Origin of the sequence: Galbibacter sp. BG1 (genome assembly GCF_013391805.1) — a bacterium.
GTDB lineage: Bacteria > Bacteroidota > Bacteroidia > Flavobacteriales > Flavobacteriaceae > Galbibacter.
The window spans coordinates 853,356-871,862 of sequence record NZ_CP058364.1 but is presented as its reverse complement, the minus strand read 5'-3'; the positions used below and the strand labels follow the sequence as shown (position 1 = coordinate 871,862).

The window sequence follows — 18,507 nt, the reverse complement described above, 5'->3', positions numbered from 1 at the left end:
GTCCAACATGCTAATTTATATATAAAATAACCACAGCATTTTTTATATGGAGTTGTAAATTGAAAAATGAGGCATGAAATTACAGTCAGAATTAAATAATGTACAGCTTTCGGGAAATTTAGATCTTTTGGCCAGTCAAGTAGTTGAAGGGTTTATTAGCGGGATGCATAAGAGTCCGTTTCACGGTTTTTCCTCGGAATTTGCTGAACACAAAATATATAATCAAGGAGAAAGCACCAGACATATCGATTGGAAATTATTTGGAAAAACAGATAAACTGTACACTAAAAAATATGATGAAGAAACCAATTTGAGATGTCATATTATTATAGACAACTCTACTTCCATGCACTATCCTTCTTTGAAGCAACAATCGGTAGGGAATTTAAATAAGCTCGGATTTTCGGTTTTGGCAACCGCTGTGCTTATGAAAATGCTTAAAAAGCAGCGTGATGCCGTGGGTTTAAGTGTCTATTCTGATGCGTACGAGTTTTATGCCCCAGAAAAGGGAAGCGATCGACATCGGTATTTGTTGTTGAATACCTTGGAAGGTTTGGTAGCCAGAAAGAAAAAGGAAAATAAAAAGACCAAAACGTACACATACCTTCATCAAATAGCCAATAAAATTCATAGGCGCAGCCTTATTTTTTTGTTCACCGACATGTTCCAAACGGAGACAGATCAAGAGGAATTATTTCAGGCCCTTCAACATTTAAAATATAACAAGCATGAAGTGGTGCTATTTCATGTAATGGATAAGGAAAAAGAGTTTGCTTTTAATTTTGACAATACTCCAAAAAAGTTTTTGGATGTAGAAACGGGTATTTCCATAGATTTATTTGCCGAAAATGTTAAGGATGTTTACGAAAATTCGATGCAAGATTTCCAGCAAGAATTAAAGTTGAGGTGTGCTAAATACCGAATTAAATATGTGGAAGTGGACGTGAGAAAAAATTTCAATCAAATTTTAGAAACTTATCTAATTGAACGTCAAAAGTTTATTTAACAGAGGTAAAAAAAATTAAATTTTTTATTTAAAAAGGTTTGCCTAATTGAGAATTGGGTGTATATTTGCACTCGCAATAACGAAAGGTCTGGTAGTTCAGCTGGTTAGAATACATGCCTGTCACGCATGGGGTCGCGGGTTCGAATCCCGTCCAGACCGCGAAAAGCAAAAAAAGCTTCAATGAGAATTGGAGCTTTTTTGTCATAAAAATAGTTGTGTTGTTCAGTGGTAGAAATACTGCTGAAGTTTGTAGAAGTGTTTAACTATGTTAAGGGCTATACCAATGAAAGGCTTTCCTTTTTAGCTCAGGCTAAATTGTTGAAGGCTTTTTTTATTTAAAAAGGTTTCTTTTTAAGGTTTTAAAGCTTAATAAAAATACAGCCATGATGCTCTAAATGAGAACTTTTCGTACTTTAGGGTTAAAAAGCGTTGATTTTTAATCTTTCTGTATGATTTGTTTTTTGTACAATTCTCCCCTTAAATATGTTTTAATTTTATCAGTTTGGCTGTTTTCGGTGCAGTCCTTGACACAGGTTTCCCCTATGCATGAAAAGGGATTTGTAAAAGACACGACCTCTAAAATAGATCATCCGTACATATTGCCCATTTATGGGGAGAAAGTAAAAAATATGGGCCATAGGTTACCGTTGCCATTTGGGTTTATGTTTAACTATGTATTGCAAGAAACACGTTTAAATATCACTAAGTTGAAAGTAGGTATAGGAGGTTCCGACTTAGAGGAACTCGACTTTGTACAATTCGATCCCGTCGTAAATACAGCAAATGTTTTTAATGTTCGTGCCGATGCTTGGTTGTTTCCTTTTTTAAATCTATATGCCATTTATGCACATTCTGAAGGGAATGCTAATATTGATATTACTTTTCCTATAAATCTAAATATTGCCACCACGCCTTCAGTAGATACTTATGGAGGGGGAATGGTTTTGGCTTACGGCCGGAATAATTATTTTGGTGCGGCCAATCTCAACCTTTCTTCTTCTCATACTTCAGCATTGGACGAACCTGTATTTGGTATGGTAACTTCCCTCCGGGTAGGGAGAGTATTCGATCTTCATGGGTCAGATAATAGAATAAGTTTTAGCGTGGGAGCTCAAAATCAATATATAGAAAGGTTATCAGCAGGTTCCCTAAAAATAAGCGATGGATTTGCCTCGCTGGATCCCGAAAAGTTAGATGACTTAAAGCAGCAAATTGGAGATTCTGCAGAAAATTGGTACGACGATCTTTCCCGACCGCAACAATTGGTGGTAGATCAGTTGGTGGCACGAATGGAAGATTGGTTGGATGGGAAAGATATAGGGGATACTGAAATTAGGTACGAATTTGAAAAAGAAACGCTTGGCGATTGGTCTTTGCAGGTAGGAGTGCAATACATGCATGGCGATCATTACTGGTATCGTTTGGAAGGTGGTTTTGGGAGAGGCCGTACTCAGCTACTATTTTCATTTAATTACCGATTTGGTTTGTAGCGATGTGTGTAAAAGTTTATATATCTATTATAGTATCCATAATGCTAACAAGTGTTTCCTTGGCACAGGAAAGGGGCATTAAAAAGTGGTTTAAAGAAAGGCAAGCCTTAAAAAAAGAAAAAATTGAAGCTGGAGAGCCTTTTTTAACACCCTTGCTCGGACCAGGATATACTCCCGAAAACGGATTTTTAATTGCTGGTGGGGTATTGTATACCTTTAAAACCGATCCCCAGGATTCCTTAATCCAGCGTTCTTCAATGCCCTTAACAGCATTTATAAGTACACGTGGAAATATTGGATTGAATGGCAAATTACAATCATTTTGGTGGGAAGATCGTTTTCGACTGAATGTGGTTGCTAAATATTCTGATGCAGACGATGACTATTTTGGCGTGGGAATACAGGAGAATCAAAATATCGAGAAGAGCGATAGTACTTCCCTGTACCATCGTAACCAATGGTCTATTCAACCGGGTTTTTTGTTTCGTATCATTCCTAATCTCTATCTGGGTTTAAATTTTAATGTTAATAAAACCAAGGTCACAGAGGTAAATCCATTAATGGCTCAAGATTCTGATTTCCTGCGGTACGGACCAGAGAATTTTAATAGTGCAAGCGGTTTGTCTCTCGCTTTCGATAGTAGGGATCTTACTGTAAATGCCTGGAAGGGAATGTATATTCGGGTGGCTTCTCTTTTCTTCGGAAGTTATTTGGGAAGTAACAACACTTATCAAACTTATGAAGTTGATTTTCGTACCTATCACCAGATTTACCGGGAGGGGAATGTATTGGCTGCCAAATTTTATTTAAGGTCTGCACATGGAGATGTCCCTTACGAGGAATTAGGTAGAATAGGAGGTGGAGATGCATTGCGTGGTTATATCAAGGGGCAATATCGCGATAAAACAGCTATTTATTTTATGACGGAATGGCGACATATGTTTCTCAAATCAGATGGTGTGTTAAGCAAGCATGGTTTGGCTACTTGGCTCGGCACAGGTACTGTAGCGCCTGGTATAGATGAAGTCTCTCAATGGGTTCCAAATTTGGGAGTAGGATATAGGCTCGAGGTACAACCAAGAATGAACCTAAGGATCGATTTTGGTGTAGGCAGGGAGTCCTCTGGTCTTTATTTTGGATTTAGTGAAGCTTTTTGATGGTTTTTTATTCTGATTTTCAAGTGGTTAATTTTGAAAAATAGAAGGAGCTTTAAAGAATTTACTAAAGTTCTTCGGTTGGTTCATTTAAAATTTCTATTATATCTTTAAGAAAAAGTAAATAATATCTTTTTTATCAGCTTGTTAAATATATTCTGTTTTACTTAGTGACTTCAAGAGGGAAATCGTGTCCTAACCTTTAAATTTTTTTAAATGAATCATTACAAATTAATCTACTTTATTGTTTTTAGTTTTTGCTTGCATGTATTAGTGGCTCAAGAACTTTCAAATGAAAAAATTAAAGCCCAAATCGATCTTTACAAAAACGATGTTCGTGGGCCCTATAAAAGCATTCAATGGTTCTGTGAAGACGGTACAGTAAGAGGCCCAAAGGATCCTTGCCCAGAAGGTGTGCAGGGAATTCAACATGCCAGTTACAAAGATGAGGTTGTTAAATTGGGGAAAACCAATCACATCTATCTAGGTCAGATTTTGGCTTATACCGATGCAAAAGATTTTTGGGACGAAACCAATAATCATTCCCGCTTAAAACAATATCAACTTGGGCGCTATTTAGCAAGAATAGACGACGGTTGGGTAAACCGAAAGGGTCAATATTACCGAGGGTCGGTTCAAATTGAAGATGAAGAGGAATGGGGCATTAAGTTTTACAAATGGCTCTTTGCAAAAGAATCGGTTCTTAAAAAGAACTATTATTTGGTGTTGCAATCTTTTAAAGATATTCCACACGAGGGCGACGATAACCTTTCGCAATTAATGCGCGCACAATCGAAAGTAATTTCAGATGATTACAGTAAGTTCATGGATTTGCGTGTTAAAATTCATAACAATCCAGAACCTGTGGATATTGAAAAAACAGTTCAGTTTAAAAAAGAAAATTTGGGGAAACTTACTGCCTCACAAAATGAAAAGCTCGATGAATTGATCACTACGATGAAAGAGTTTCATAAGCCGATAAGTTTAGCGGGAATTGCAAAAAAAGTGAATGCACTTTCAGGCGAAAGTACTATTAAAACGGAATTAAAAAAGTTTGTTTCTGAAAATGGCAAGCAAACAGATGCTGAAACTTTAACCATTGAGACTTCAAAAATGTTACTGGAAATACGTAAAAGTATCCTTCAGGATAAGAGTCCCACACAAAAATTAAAATTGCTCGATATCGCCAATCAATTGGAAGGGATTGTTTTCAAGAAATCTTCGGAGTGGACACCTTCTACCTTAAAAGGGCAATTGGATAAAGTTTACTTTTTAGCTATGGCAACCGCAGGGACAGGATCTATAGAATTATGGGAATGGGAAAAAATAGCTCCCATATTAAAAACTAACCAAACCAATAATATAACCTTGGGGGAGTTATCTAAAAAACTGGAAATGGCGAGGGGTGTAGTAGAATGGAGTGCTGCCACGGTAAAGGCAAACTATCAAGATGTTGTAAATACTTATACGGCTTTCGAGCCAAAGGCTTATAGTTTTATAGACGATCGTATTCGTTCTTCCGTTGCTTTACAACTAGGGAAAACCCTAGCAGACTTGGGGAATTTTGTAACTCAAGAATCCTCTTTGTCAAATCAGGTAATGGACTTGTCTAACCAAAGCAGCTTTAGAGGGTTAAATCCTGGATATGCCTATGGCGAATTGGTGGTAGTGCCGGGTAATGCCAATAGTATCGAAGTATCGAGCAATAAAATATATATTTTTGAACGTGCCCCATCAGACTTAAAACCAGTTGCTGGAATTGCAACAGTGGCAGAAGGGAATTTAGTTTCCCATGTACAACTATTGGCCAGGAATTTGGCGATTCCAAATGCGGCACTTTCCGATGAAGATTTAAAGAAATTAATGCCTTTTAACGGGAAAAAGGTTTTTTATGCGGTTTCCAATCGTGGGACTGTAATCATGAAGGAAGCTTCGAAAATGAACGCTACGGAAAAAGCTTTGTTTTCTAAAAAAGAACGAAAAGATGATAAAATTGAAGTTCCTATCGATCAAATAAAACTCAATCAAACCAAGGTTTTAAACATGAGAAGTGTTGGGGCAGAAGACTCTGGAAAATTATGTGGACCCAAAGCCGCAAATTTAGGGGAGCTTAAATCGATGTTTCCCGATAATGTGGTAGAGGGATTGGTAATACCATTTGGAATTTTTAGGGATCATATGGATCAACCGATGCCCGGGCAAGGAAAATCTTATTGGCAGTTTTTAAATGTTATGTTTAAAGATGCAAAAGCAAAAAGATCTGAAGGGATTTCTGAAGAAGAAGTGGAAAACTTTCAATTGCGGCAATTGGAGACCTTACGGGATGCCATTAAGAAAATGACCTTAAAGCCGAGTTTTGTTTCGGATATGAATACCTCTTTTGAAAAAGTTCTTGGTAAACCCATGGGGAGTATTCCTGTATTTTTAAGGAGTGATACAAACATGGAAGATTTGAAGGATTTTACGGGTGCGGGGCTCAATCTCACCATTTTTAATACCTTGGAAAAAGAAAAGATTTTTAACGGAATAAAAGAAGTTTGGGCCTCTCCTTACACCGAGCGAAGTTTTAAATGGCGCCAAAAATACCTCCTGAATCCGGAAAATGTATTTCCATCAATTTTAGTGATTCCATCGGTAGATGTAGACTATTCTGGGGTGTTAATTACCAAAGGGATTACATCGGGAGAAGAAAACGATCTTACCATTGCGTTTAGCCGTGGTGCTGGGGGAGCGGTAGATGGACAGTTGGCAGAAACCTACCTCATAAAGGCCGATGGCACCTCTCAATTATTATCTCCAGCACGGGAGCCCTACCAAAATATATTGCCTGCTTCTGGAGGAACGGGCAAAAAAGTTACCTCTTTCGAAACATCTATATTGAACGCTCAAAACATACAGCAGATTTATGCGCTCGCCCAAACGATTCGACAAAAAATGGCGGCAAAAAATCCTACTGCCGAGAAAACAGCTTACGATGTAGAGCTTGGATTTAAGGATAATAAGTTATGGTTATTTCAAATAAGGCCTTTTGTGGAAAACAAAAAAGCTTTGGGATCCGATTATCTAAAATCGATTACCCCAAGCATCAATACTAAAAAAGAAATTTCGCTAACTACAACCCTGTAAAAAATGATGAAGCTACTACCATATGGAATTTTGACATTAATTTTCACTGCTTTTATAACACCTCCAGAATCGAATGCATATCCTATTGACGGGTATGAGTATTCTGGAATAAAAAGATTGAAATACTTGCAAATGGCAACCTCTGGGGAATTACCAGACCCAAAATTACCACCTGGGTCATTAAAAAGTATAGAAGATATAAAATTGAATTTAAAAGCGGAATGCGGATTCCCAGTACAAGATATTCTGGTGGAGGATGCCGATTTTCAGAAGAAAATAGATGCACTTTTACCGAGATTGGACAAGAGTTATTCTATTACTGTTCTGGATATTACACAACCAGATAAAATGCGTTACGCACAGCAGAATGAAACTAAAGGATATCAACCAGGGAGCGTTGGTAAATTGGTGGTTTTAACAGCTCTTTTCGATCAATTGGCCAAAATATATCCAGATGATTTCTCTAAAAGGATTGAGCTTTTAAAGACCAAAACGGTAAAAGGGGGCAATTGGGTTTTAAGCGATGAGCATACCATCCCTGTCTTTAATATGGAAACCAATAAACTGGTTAAGAGGCAAGCGGTAGCCAGCGACGTTTTTTCCTTATTTGAATGGGCCGATCATATGCTTTCTGTAAGTAATAACGGTGCTGCAAGTGTTGTGTGGAGGGAAGCCTTGTTAATGGCTGCTTTTGGCGATAAGTACCCAACCATTACCCAAGAAGATGCCGATGCTTATTTTAAGGAAAACCCTAAAAATGAAATAACAGATTTAGCCATTAATACGGTCAATAATCCTTTACGGGAGTTGGGTATAACTGAAGAAGAATGGAGATTGGGTTCGTTTTTTACCAGAGGTGTAAATCCATATGTAGGAAGCAAGGGCGGAAGTATAGGTACGCCATTAGGTTTGATGAAATGGATGGTGCAATTGGAGCAAGGCGCCATTGTAGATCAAAAATCCAGTTTGGAAATAAAGCGTTTGATGTATATGACAGACCGAAGAATACGCTACGCACAAGCTCCCGAATTAAAAGAAGCAGCAGTTTACTTTAAGTCTGGAAGTTTATACAAATGCGATAAAACCAAAGACGAAGGTTGCGGTAAGTACAAAGGAAATGTGTATAATTATATGAATTCTGTTGCCATCGTGGAACATCCAGATGGTACAAAGTATATGGTCTGTTTAATGACGAACGTATTGGGGAAAAACTCCGCTTACGACCATTTGGCACTTGCCAGCCGTATCGATAAAATAGTAAGGGAAACTAAAGAATAGATAATTTACATTAAAAAGTTTTAAGCCTATCGAATGTTTAAAAGATGATTTCTTAAAGGCATTTGATAGGTTTTTTTTATTTGAGAAGATTACTTTTTAGTGGATGCTAGAAAAAAGGGGGTATTAATAAAATTATTTACCATTTAAAGGTTAAGAAAATTCTTCCATAGCGCTATGGGCAAATTCCTTTAAACGGAAATCTTTAGATGTTTCCGCGGTTTCCAACAATGGAAAGTACTTAGGGTCTTTTATTTTTGAGATGAGATAAACAACAGCTATTTTTAACTTAACATCTTTACCTTCCAGAATATTCTTAAAACATTCAAATTCGGTCATTCTATTTTTACTTATGGCATCTATTACCTCTTCGGAAGAGGTATCCAAAATGGTGGCCTCCACAATAGGGATAAGGACGCTTTTTAAATTGGGGTTCAGTAATAAATCTAGAAATTCTATGGCATTGGTAATATTTTCAGGTTCGCCGCTTAAAATACCGTTGTATGCCATTCTAATTTCGTTGGGCGAATATCGAAGCTCCAATAGTTTAAAAATTCTCTTGAGTCCATTTTCCAATCGGCGTTCGAGAAGCTCCATCAACCCTTCCCGTGCATTCATTTCTTCAGTATCTATTTTAAGTTTTTTTCGCCTTACATAATAGACAATAATCTGGGAGTGCATCGCATTAATCGTTTTGTCATAAAGTTTACACTCTTCCAATATTAATTTCGCTACTGTGGCGTTATCGAACTGTAGGTGAGGATTTTCTTCTTTTAATTTGGTAAGCGCTGCTACTACTTGAAGTCTAACCGATAAATCTTCTGCCTCCTTAAAGCATTTTATCAAGGTATTTACAGCCAATTGAGACTTAAAAGCCCCTATAACGTTAGGAAGAAACTGTTTAATGGCAACAGGGGTTTCTGTAGCAGTTATTTTTTTGTGCAGTAAAGAAATCATACCATTTCCATAAAAAACGAGGGCTTCGGTGGCGAAGTGTCGCTGTTCTTTATGCAATAGTTTTTCTAACAGAGGGTCTATAAAAACCTCATTCATTGTGAGCCCAGCCGCTTTAATGGCTTCTTCTTCCAGAACGGTATCTTCACTGGTTAGGGTGTGTAAAATTATGGGATAGCCATCTTTAAAATCTCCATAACCAATAATTTGCAACAACTCTATAAAATCTTCCTTTTCTGAAATGGTGGTCTCTAAATGTGTGATTTTTTGTTGAATACGTTTGCCTAAAGAAAACTTTTCCTTTAAGCTTTGGTTGTCTCGCGACTCCTTGGCAAGGCACAACAGGGCGGCATTGGAAATAAAATTATCAGGATGATCTAAATAGCTTTCAAAAACAATACTTTCATTTCTTTCAGCATGCAACAATAAATAGTCCAAAGCGGCAATAACTACTTCCCTATCCTTAATTTTAAGTAATTGATTAACTTCTAGGTAAATGACTCCGCTGTTCAGATAGAATAAATTATGTAGGGCCGCCGCCTTAATTTTATTGGATGGGTGCGAAAGCAAATATACAAATTCGCCCTCCAGCCTTTTGTCTTTTAACTCCATCGCTTTATTAAGCATATAGAGAATATCGCTTTCTGAACCTTCGTTAAAAACTCTTCGCATTCCTTGTAAAAATGTTTCCTTAGAAACTTCCCGCTTATTTTTTTTATGCACGGTAGCAATGGACTCCAGGTTCTTCTTGAAGGAGCTGAAATATTCTTTTCGGAGTCTGTAAATAAAGTAAATCCAAACCAAAGCAAGTACTATTATTAGAAACATGATGTTTTTTGGAGGTACTTCCAACCCTCTTATAAAAAAGATGAGCAAACATCCCGCGATACCTGTGGCAACACTATCTACCACGACGTCTATAAAAGATTTGGTTTTTTTCTTTAATTCCAACGGAAGAGGCAAGGCGATTAGCTCCACAGACGATTTATAAACCGATTGTTTAAGGCTGGCATCGGTGGCTTTTAAAAAAATTACAACCCAAAGTTCTGGAAATGCCAAAAACAAGATTCCACCAAAGAAAAGGATGGCAGGAAGAAGAAGTAGGGCATAGCCTACACCCCAAATACCAACAATGCGTCGGGTAATAAAAAGTTGAAACAATAGGGATGCCACATTGAAGGTTGACAGCCAGAAACCAAAAAACGCAGTCAATTCATCACTATCTGTAAATTCTTTGGCCGCCACATAGCTAAACTGATATTCCACCAATTTTGCAGTAAGCACCCCAACACCTATAATAGCCGCCAAGAAGGTTAAGTGTTTAGAGCCTAAGACTAACTTGAATGGATTTTCCTTTAAAATAGGGGCTCTTTTTTTTACTTTAAAGGTATTGAGTTCTTTTATTTTGGTTTTCCAGATGTATCCAAGTATTGGTAAACAGCATAAAAGAAATAGGGCTGCAATAAAAATAAGGTTGGCGTTTCCTATTACCGGAGCTAAAATAGTAGTTAGGTAACCTCCAAAAATCCCTCCAACAATGGCTCCTGCTCCTATAAAGCCAAACAACCGTTTTGCTTCGCGAACATTAAAAACCAAATTTGCCAAAATCCAAAACTGAGAAGTGGCCAGTAGCGCATAAATAGCCACACCCGTATAAAAAAGATAGAGGATCCAACCTTTAACCAAATTTAGATGCAATAGGAACCCCAGAACAACTAAGCTGATTACCGAAACGGTCAACGTAATTCTAATAATATGCACCAAAGAATATCTCTCCGTAGCCCTTGAGTAGAAATAAGAACTTAATACAGCAGTTAAAGCTACTAAAAGATAAGCATAGGGCAGGTTTTGAGCACCAAGATCGGATAAGAACAAAGAGTTTATAGACGGTTTTATAATGAGCAAAGTGGCTATAATGAAAAAGATATAGCCCTGCATAAGTAGGGCTATATTAATTTCTCCGTCTCTTAAATCGAATATTTTTTTAAGTAAGCTTTTTATCATTCAAATAAATTCCTATCGGTTTCTAAAGTTACAATGCAATAAACTTTAGAAGGTATTTTTTCTTTTAAAATCGTTGGTTTTTTTAAGGGCTCTTTCAATAGGAACTATCATATCCCTAATTATTTGTTCCCCGTCAGGATCATCTATAAGGGCTACTAAAATATATTTTCTAAAAGTACCGTCTTCCCAAACCAAAATAGAATCCGAATGATAGGTTTTCCAAGAACCCGATTTTCTGAACAATCTGGCATCGGGAGCAATTTTATCTAGCGTATTTACAAATTTATGATGCAAAGCAGGTGCTTCCATAATGTCTAGCATTTGCTTGGAACGATCTTCGTTAATTAATTGCCCCATTGATAACAAATAATAAAACCGGCATACTTGGGTAACGGTTGCTGCATGGCTGAGATTTTTCAACGGCTCTCTATTGGTGTCTCCACCACCTCCGTATCTTTTTCCAACCCATAGGCCTCCACCAAGTTCCGGATCATATAAATTATAGCGGTCGCTGGTTAAAATTTCTTCAATTTTTTCGTAACCCACACGGTCTATCATTCTTGTGGTAGCTGCATTATTGGAGTTACTTATCATTATTTTCATGTCGTTTTTAACCTCTTCTGTTTCTTCCAATTCTCCATTTTCTATAGCGTCTGTAGCCGCCAGAAGAACGGCAATTTTGGGAAGGCTCGCGGCATACATCATATAATTGCCGTTCACACTAGCAAATTTAATGTTGCTGAGATCGGATAGGTCTACGAGACCGATAGCCATTTTTTTATTGGAAATCATTTTTTTCCACTTAGGGCGTTTATCGATTTCGTTTTGTAAACTGTTCTGAAGCCTAATATTCCCCAATTCCCTTAACGGAATTACTTGATCGAAACCAGAAATAGGCAGTGGCATAGGGCTTGCCAATTCGGCATGGGCAATATCGCCTTGGGCTTCGGCCGTGCAGGAGGAGGCCAAAGCTAAATATCCAATCAATAGGATAGAAATTATGAGTTTGTTGTTCATTGTTATCGAAATGAGTGCTTTTTTATTTAGACACTTAGGACTGTTTTGAGTCACTTAAAAAATCAACTTTTTTTAAGAGTGAGTTAAAAATAAATCCCAGGGACAAATTTAACTATCAATTTGCTTTTTTACTTAAAATCAGTTGGTTAATCTTCTGCATAATTTGAAGCTTTACTTCTTTTGGAAGTTCGTATGTTGGTTTGTTAAATTTTTTAAATGGATTATTTTGCTGCATACCACATGACATTTTAGAAGTTTGGACAATTAAAACACTAAAAAGTCACATTTAAGTACGTTCGTTGTACACCTTAATGAGTTTAAAACGGGCGCGTTTCAGCCTCATTTTAATGGCACTTTCACCGATTTCCAATAAAAGTTGCATTTCTTTAATAGAAATATCATCTTGATACTTCATAAGTAGGAGAGCCTTGTCCGCTGGTTCAATAAGAGATAACGCTTTTTCCAACCTCGCCGTCTTAAGTGCAAACAAATCGTTATCCTCCACATCTTCGGGAGCGGGTAAATTAATGTCTTTTTTGTTTAGATTTTCCCATCGGTCACCAAGTTTTTTAGAAAGGTCTCTTTTTTTATAGTTCACCAAAAAATTGTAAGTAAAACTGTATAGCCAAGTAGAAAACTTAGCCTTACCTCGATATGTATCCAATTTGGAGAACAGTTTTATAAAAATATCTTGGGTAAGATCTTTGGCCTCTTCCTCGTCGTGGGTAAAGCTATAGCATTTGTTGTAAATTTTGGTGCTATATCTAGAATAGAGAATTTCTATCAATTTTTTGTCATTGGTAGATACAATAAGGGTCACTAGCGCTTCATCTGCTAGAGCGCTATTGTTTTTATCTTCTGAATTCACTCAACTAAGTTAGTTTTTTTTGTTGAGATATCGATGCTGGATATTAAACTACGAAGCCCAGAACTAGATAAATAAGGCAAGTTATTAAACCTGCTATCATGGTATACGGAAGCTGTGTGGTAACGTGCGCCATGTTGTTACAACCTGTCGCCGATGCTGAAAGCACGGTAGCATCTCCATAAAAACAGGCGTGGGAACCAAAAGCCCCTGCGCTTATAACAGTTCCTATAGATAGCCAAATATCCACTCCTAAAGTTTGCGCCAACGGAAGGATTATAGGGAAGGAAATGGCATACATTCCCCAGAATGAACCGGTTGCAAAAGTTATTACGGCTAGAGATATAAAAGTAATTACTGGTAAAAATTCTTTGCTTATAAAGGGAGAAACCGATTCGATAACAAAGCTGGTGAGGCCCAATTCGTCGTTTACATTTTTAAGAACAAAAGACATTACTACGATGGCCAAGGCATATAACATGGTTTTAAATCCTGTAAAAACACCTTTCATAGCTTCACTGATTGTCATTACCTTTTCAAAAGAAAAGTAAACCACAGTAAATGCTATTGCTGCAATAACACCTTTAAGAGCATCAATTTCGAAAGCAATAGTGGCCGCTATTAAAATTAAAATGGGAAGGATAAAGTAAGAAAGTTTCGCCTTCTTTTTAGAAACATCATCGGGCATTTTAAGACTAATCGCTCCGGAATGAGGTGGGATCAAATCGCCGCTTTCCGCTCTTTTCTCTGCCTTTTTCATCGCCCCAAGGGCAGGAATGATATTGAGGGCCACCAATGGAACTAAAATAGCTGCTACCCAACCGTAGGTAATGTAGGGAATAGCTTTTAAGTATCCCGTTAATCCATATCCTTGTTCTACAATCCCTTCGCCTTCCAAAAGTCCGGAGATATAAATAGCCCAAGTAGAAAGCGGAATTAAAACACAGATAGGAGCCGCAGTGCTGTCTACTACATAAGCCAGCATTTCCCTTGGTACTTTAAATTTATCTGTCACTTTTTTCATAGAAGCACCTACGGTAAGCGCATTTAAATAATCATCAATAAAAATGCATAATCCCAATATCCAGGTAGCCATAAGGGCGCCTTTTCGGTTTTTTACGTACTTGAGCAAATGGCCAGAAAAAGCAGTAGTACCTCCAGACTTGGCCAATAGGTTAATGAGGGAACCGAATAAGCCACATACCAAAATTACCCACCCTATAGTTGGGTCCTGCATAACCTTTAATAAAGAATCTGTAAAACTTGAAAAAAAGTTGATGTCAGAAATCAGTAAATAACCGGTAATGGAGCCTAAAACTAAGGCTTCAAAGGTTTTTTTGGTAATTAAAGCAAAGATGACTACTGCTATTGTTGGTAATAAGGAAAGGATACCAGAATGATCCATAGATTGTTTTAAATGTAGTTAGTTAGTTTCCAGGTTTTTGAGAAATGGATAAATGGCATAAAACAAATCTTCTTCTACTTGATAGAAAGATGTTTTTTTGCCATATTGATATTCTTTTTTGCTTCCATTGGTTATAAATACAATGCCACTTTTACTTTTGCTATCAAAATACATATCGCTTAATAAACCATAAGCTATCCCTGGGTGCCCGACCATTTTTCGGTCTGGGAAAATAATATCTCCACCTTCTTTATTTGTTATTTGGTGCATCCCTAAACCATAAGACAAAAAGAAGTTTTCCCAAGTATCGCCGTTGTCACCATTATAAAGCCACTGACTGCCCAACATTTCTGCCACGGTTTCTTTTTTGAGCACTTCCTTTTCTTTAAAGGTTCCGTTGTTCATTAGCATTAAAGCGAAGGTTGCCAAATCTTCAGCTGAACTTCGCAGACTGCCTTGCGGACCAAAAAGCAATCCATTTTGGCCCAATTGATAACTAGGATAGGCACGGGACGTCGGTTTTGTATCCGTATAATCATCTACCTGGGGTATCCATTTATTGTTTTCAAACCTGTACAAAGCAGCTATCGAACTAACAGGTTCTATTTTTTCTACATTAAAATCTGATTTCATTTGCAAAGGCCCGAAAATACGTTCCCGGCAGTAATCATCAAATCTTTGCTTGCTAATATTTTCAATAACTGAAACTATAATTCCCCAAGTACAATTGGTATACGAGAAATAAGCACCTGGTTGATGATCTGCAAATAGATCTTCTGAAAAATAAGCGCCATCTTCTGTAAAAAGTTCCTGTATATGAAGTTTTTCAGAAATCATATCCTTCGAAAACTTACCGTAACCAGAACCATCCCTAATACCACTTTGGTGGCTCAATAAATGTCTTAGGGTAATTGGGGTATTTGGATGTTTGGGGTGCACTAATTTCCAGCTGAGGTAATTGCTAACATCGATATCTAAATTTACTTTTCCCTCGTCCCATAATTGCATAAGTGCTGTTGCCGTAATAGACTTAGAAATGGAAGCAACCCTATAAATAGTTTCTTCTGTAATAGAAGTATTTTTTGCTTCATTTGCCAACCCCTGCTGATATTGGTAGCTTATTTCTCCGTTGGTTATTAATACAACCGACATTCCCATTAATTCATTCTTTTTAAAAACAGAATCCAAAGCTTTTTCGATGGTATTATTCTCCGCACTGTTTTCATTGGTGACTGGTTTTTCATTTTGTTCGCAGGAAAAAATAGTACCAAGCAGCATTACTGCCAATATTGTTTTTTGAGCAGACTTAAATATTTTCATCATTCTTTATTTGGGGTTAGAAGGGGTTCATTCATTGTGATGCAATGGATGCCGCCTCCACCAAAATTAATGGCCAATGCATCAAGCATTACAATCTTACGATTTGGAAAAAGCTCTTCCAGTAGTTCTTTTATTTCTTGATCTCTTGCTTCGATTTCTTTATCCATTCCTTCCCGATAATACTTTTGGGCGATAACCACATGGTCTGCAATAAGGAAATTGAGATAGCTGGCGGCAGCAATAACATTAACAGGTTTTTTCTTTGGGAAAACCGTGCTGTCTTCATAAGAAAGCTCACTAATAAAATCATAAACGGCATCTCCAGGTTTCATTTCCTCTACAATAAGTTTTGGTAAAGGCATGCGAATTATTCGAAACGGATTGCCATTTTGGTCGGTGGCGTTCTTCAAAATATTGTAATTGGCCTCCATCCTTTTGTGGTTTTCTGCAGCGATGGGGTCTGTTAGATCTTCAGGCTTTACGCTTGCTAGGAGTATGGTAGAATCGTTTATAAAACGTGCAAACTCATCTATGTGACCATTGGTGGTAACAGCAGTATAGGCGAGTTCTCCATTTTCTAGTTGAATAGGTCCTTTAAAAGTATGGTCGTCTTCTTTTAGTCCTTCTTGGAGCCAAATAACCTTTTCTACTCCAAGTGTTCTTTTAAATTCAGCTTCCATTTCAGGAATAGACATTTGTGGGTTTCTTCCCTTTTCCACGGTTTCTGTAAGCATTAGAATGCCTTTGCCATTTACTTCTCTATTTCCGCCTTCACTTATAAGCTTAGACTTTATAATTGGTAGATTCTGTAATTTAGCAATTTGTGCATCATACTTTTCCATCCGTATGGTGTAGTCGTCCATATTGTTGCTATCGGTATAACCCCAAGCATTAAAGCCAAAATCTACAATTGCCTTTTTCCCATTGGTGAGCTCCACAAAATTAGGCCCCATATCTCGAACCCATAGTTCTTCCGAAGGGATCTTTAAGAGTTCCACCGAATTGTTTTCGAGGTATTTCTTCGGAATGTTGTCCTTAGCCCGTTGAAAAATGCGGTCGTTGGAGGCTGATACGATGATTTTTTCGTGTTCTACCAAGGCTTCAATAATTTCCAACGTTACCTTTTCATTCGAGTATTTTTGAAGGTGATCTTCTGGCGGCCATATAAGCCAAATAGCTTCTTGGCTTTCATATTCGGCCGGTTGGCGTAGCACAGAAATTTCTTCGCTTTTAGAAGGTTCCTTTTTAGGCTTTTCCCGACATCCATAAAGTTGAGCAGCTAAAAACAAAACTGCTAAAAACCTCAAAGTATTTTTAGAACAGACGGGATTCAATAGATTTTTAAAGGGAACAGGTGTCATAAAAGCTTTTCTTTATGAAGGTCTTCAATAGTTTCAAGAATACTCTCTCTCAATATTGCAATAGTATTGTCGATGGCATTTTTGTCGTAGGTAAGTGGTGGGGAAAGAACATTTATCGCACCAATAGGCCTAACAATCAGCCCTCGTTTTTTTGCATGGTAATATACTCTTTTTCCAATGTTAATACTATCGGCAAAGGGTTCCTTTGTGTTTTTATGCTTTACATATTCTATGGCAAGCATAAAATGGCTACCCCGGGTATCCCCAACTATTGGTAAGTCTGCTAAGGTTTGCAATTGTTCTTTAAAGTAGGGGCCTAAAGATTGTACATGGGTACAAAAATTCTCCCGCTCTAAAATTTCAATGTTCTTTAATCCGGTTGCACAAGCTAGGGAATGACCACTGTAGGTAAAGCCATGGGAAAAATATGGGTTCTCGGGTTTGGGTTTGGATATTACATCGTATATTTTTTCTGAAATTACGGTGGCTCCCAAGGGTACATATCCTGAAGAAAGTCCTTTTGCTAAAACCAGAATATCTGGCTGTACATCAAATTTATCTTTCGAAGATACCAAGTGCCCAAGGCGGCCAAAAGCGGTTACCACTTCATCGGATATTACGAGGATATCGTTTTTTTTACAAACATCGTAAGCACGTTTTAAGTAGTTGTCTGGGGGAACCATAACGCCGCCAGCACCCATAATGGGTTCGGCAATAAAACAAGCAATATTATCGGCTCCAATTTTTTCAATTTTTGCTTCCATCTCTTCAATTAAATGATCGCAAAACTCACTGTCATTCATTTCCTCTGGCTTACGATAGGTGTAGGGAGTAGACAAATAGGTAATTAAATCCTTCGGAAGGTCAAATCCAATCTGTGTAGTGGAAATTCCAGTTAAAGCGTGTGCTAAGTAAGTGCTGCCATGATACCCAAGGTTCCTGGAAAGAATCTTTTTCTTATTGGGTTTTCCCAGCATATTAAAATAGTAATGAACAATTTTTATGGCCGAGTCGTTAGCCATGGAACCTCCTGTACCAAAAAAGACATGGTTTAAATCTCCCGGACTTATGGCGGCCAGCTTTGCAGCTAGATTGGCTGAAGATGGAGAAGTGGCATCATCGAAAGTGTTGTAATAAGCTAACTTTTTTGCTTGCTCACCAATGTGTGTTGCCAATTCTTTATTCCCATGGCCTATATTCACACACCACAAGCCCGCAATCCCGTCTAGATATTTGTTACCGTCGGTATCGTACACAAAATGCCGATCACCCTCATGGTAGACTATAGAACCATCTTTTTTAAAACTTTGGTAGTTGGTATAGGGGTGTATAGCGTGATTTCTATCGTTTTGCCAAGCCAATTCATTTTCAGCTGGAAATGTTAAATTTTTATTACTCATTACTCAATTATTAACAATGTTGTATTTTTAAAGAAAGTGCAATTTAAATGCAATTAAATAAATATATTTCAAATAATACAAACTAAGTTGCAAAAAATTACCATTTAGTGTGCAGATTTGGTAAATTTTG

At 37.4% G+C, this 18,507-nt stretch carries 12 protein-coding genes and 1 tRNA gene; 6 read left to right on the top strand and 7 right to left on the bottom strand.

What is annotated here, in order from left to right:
- Positions 1–73: 73 nt before the first annotated feature.
- The 6 genes from HX109_RS03795 (at position 74) to HX109_RS03770 (ending at position 8,054) form a co-directional block, all read left to right on the top strand.
- Positions 74–1,006 carry a DUF58 domain-containing protein gene (locus HX109_RS03795; RefSeq protein ID WP_178949875.1) on the top strand — a complete coding sequence of 311 codons (933 nt, stop codon included), beginning with the start codon at positions 74–76 and terminating at the stop codon, positions 1,004–1,006.
- Between the two features lie 85 nt (positions 1,007–1,091).
- A tRNA-Asp gene (locus HX109_RS03790) sits at positions 1,092–1,165 on the top strand.
- Between the two features lie 290 nt (positions 1,166–1,455).
- Positions 1,456–2,496 carry a hypothetical protein gene (locus tag HX109_RS03785; RefSeq protein WP_178949874.1) on the top strand — a complete coding sequence of 347 codons (1,041 nt, stop codon included), beginning with the start codon at positions 1,456–1,458 and terminating at the stop codon, positions 2,494–2,496.
- Between the two features lie 41 nt (positions 2,497–2,537).
- Positions 2,538–3,653 (top strand): BamA/TamA family outer membrane protein, encoded by a 1,116-nt coding sequence (locus tag HX109_RS03780; RefSeq protein ID WP_178949873.1) that lies wholly within the window; start codon positions 2,538–2,540, stop codon positions 3,651–3,653.
- Between the two features lie 213 nt (positions 3,654–3,866).
- Positions 3,867–6,776, top strand: coding sequence for a PEP/pyruvate-binding domain-containing protein (locus tag HX109_RS03775; protein WP_178949872.1), 2,910 nt, complete (start codon positions 3,867–3,869; stop codon positions 6,774–6,776).
- 3 nt (positions 6,777–6,779) lie between these two features.
- A complete protein-coding gene (locus tag HX109_RS03770; protein ID WP_178949871.1) occupies positions 6,780–8,054 on the top strand; it encodes a serine hydrolase in 1,275 nt (424 codons plus the stop codon).
- A 150-nt stretch (positions 8,055–8,204) separates the two neighbouring features.
- Here the strand turns inward: HX109_RS03770 and HX109_RS03765 are convergent, their stop codons facing one another.
- The 7 genes from HX109_RS03765 to HX109_RS03735 all read right to left on the bottom strand — a co-directional run bounded on the left by HX109_RS03765 (position 8,205) and on the right by HX109_RS03735 (position 18,377).
- Positions 8,205–11,009 carry an NTP/NDP exchange transporter gene (locus HX109_RS03765; RefSeq protein ID WP_178949870.1) on the bottom strand — a complete coding sequence of 935 codons (2,805 nt, stop codon included), beginning with the start codon at positions 11,007–11,009 and terminating at the stop codon, positions 8,205–8,207.
- Between the two features lie 45 nt (positions 11,010–11,054).
- The gene (locus HX109_RS03760; protein ID WP_255462759.1) at positions 11,055–12,026 is read right to left on the bottom strand and encodes a class A beta-lactamase-related serine hydrolase; all 972 of its coding nucleotides are present in this window, start codon (positions 12,024–12,026) and stop codon (positions 11,055–11,057) included.
- A gap of 286 nt (positions 12,027–12,312) precedes the next feature.
- Positions 12,313–12,894, bottom strand: a complete 582-nt coding sequence (locus tag HX109_RS03755) for an RNA polymerase sigma factor (RefSeq protein WP_178949869.1) — start codon at positions 12,892–12,894, stop codon at positions 12,313–12,315.
- 43 nt (positions 12,895–12,937) lie between these two features.
- Positions 12,938–14,296: a Na+/H+ antiporter NhaC family protein gene (locus tag HX109_RS03750; protein WP_178949868.1), complete on the bottom strand. Its 1,359-nt coding sequence runs from the start codon at positions 14,294–14,296 to the stop codon at positions 12,938–12,940.
- A gap of 18 nt (positions 14,297–14,314) precedes the next feature.
- The gene (locus HX109_RS03745) at positions 14,315–15,619 is read right to left on the bottom strand and encodes a serine hydrolase domain-containing protein (RefSeq protein WP_178949867.1); all 1,305 of its coding nucleotides are present in this window, start codon (positions 15,617–15,619) and stop codon (positions 14,315–14,317) included.
- Positions 15,616–16,977, bottom strand: coding sequence for an agmatine/peptidylarginine deiminase (locus tag HX109_RS03740; protein ID WP_178949866.1), 1,362 nt, complete (start codon positions 16,975–16,977; stop codon positions 15,616–15,618). Before HX109_RS03740 ends, HX109_RS03745 begins: the two co-directional genes overlap by 4 nt.
- Positions 16,974–18,377 carry an aminotransferase gene (locus tag HX109_RS03735; protein ID WP_178949865.1) on the bottom strand — a complete coding sequence of 468 codons (1,404 nt, stop codon included), beginning with the start codon at positions 18,375–18,377 and terminating at the stop codon, positions 16,974–16,976. The genes HX109_RS03740 and HX109_RS03735 overlap by 4 nt, the downstream gene beginning before the upstream one ends.
- Between the last annotated feature and the right edge of the window lie 130 nt (positions 18,378–18,507).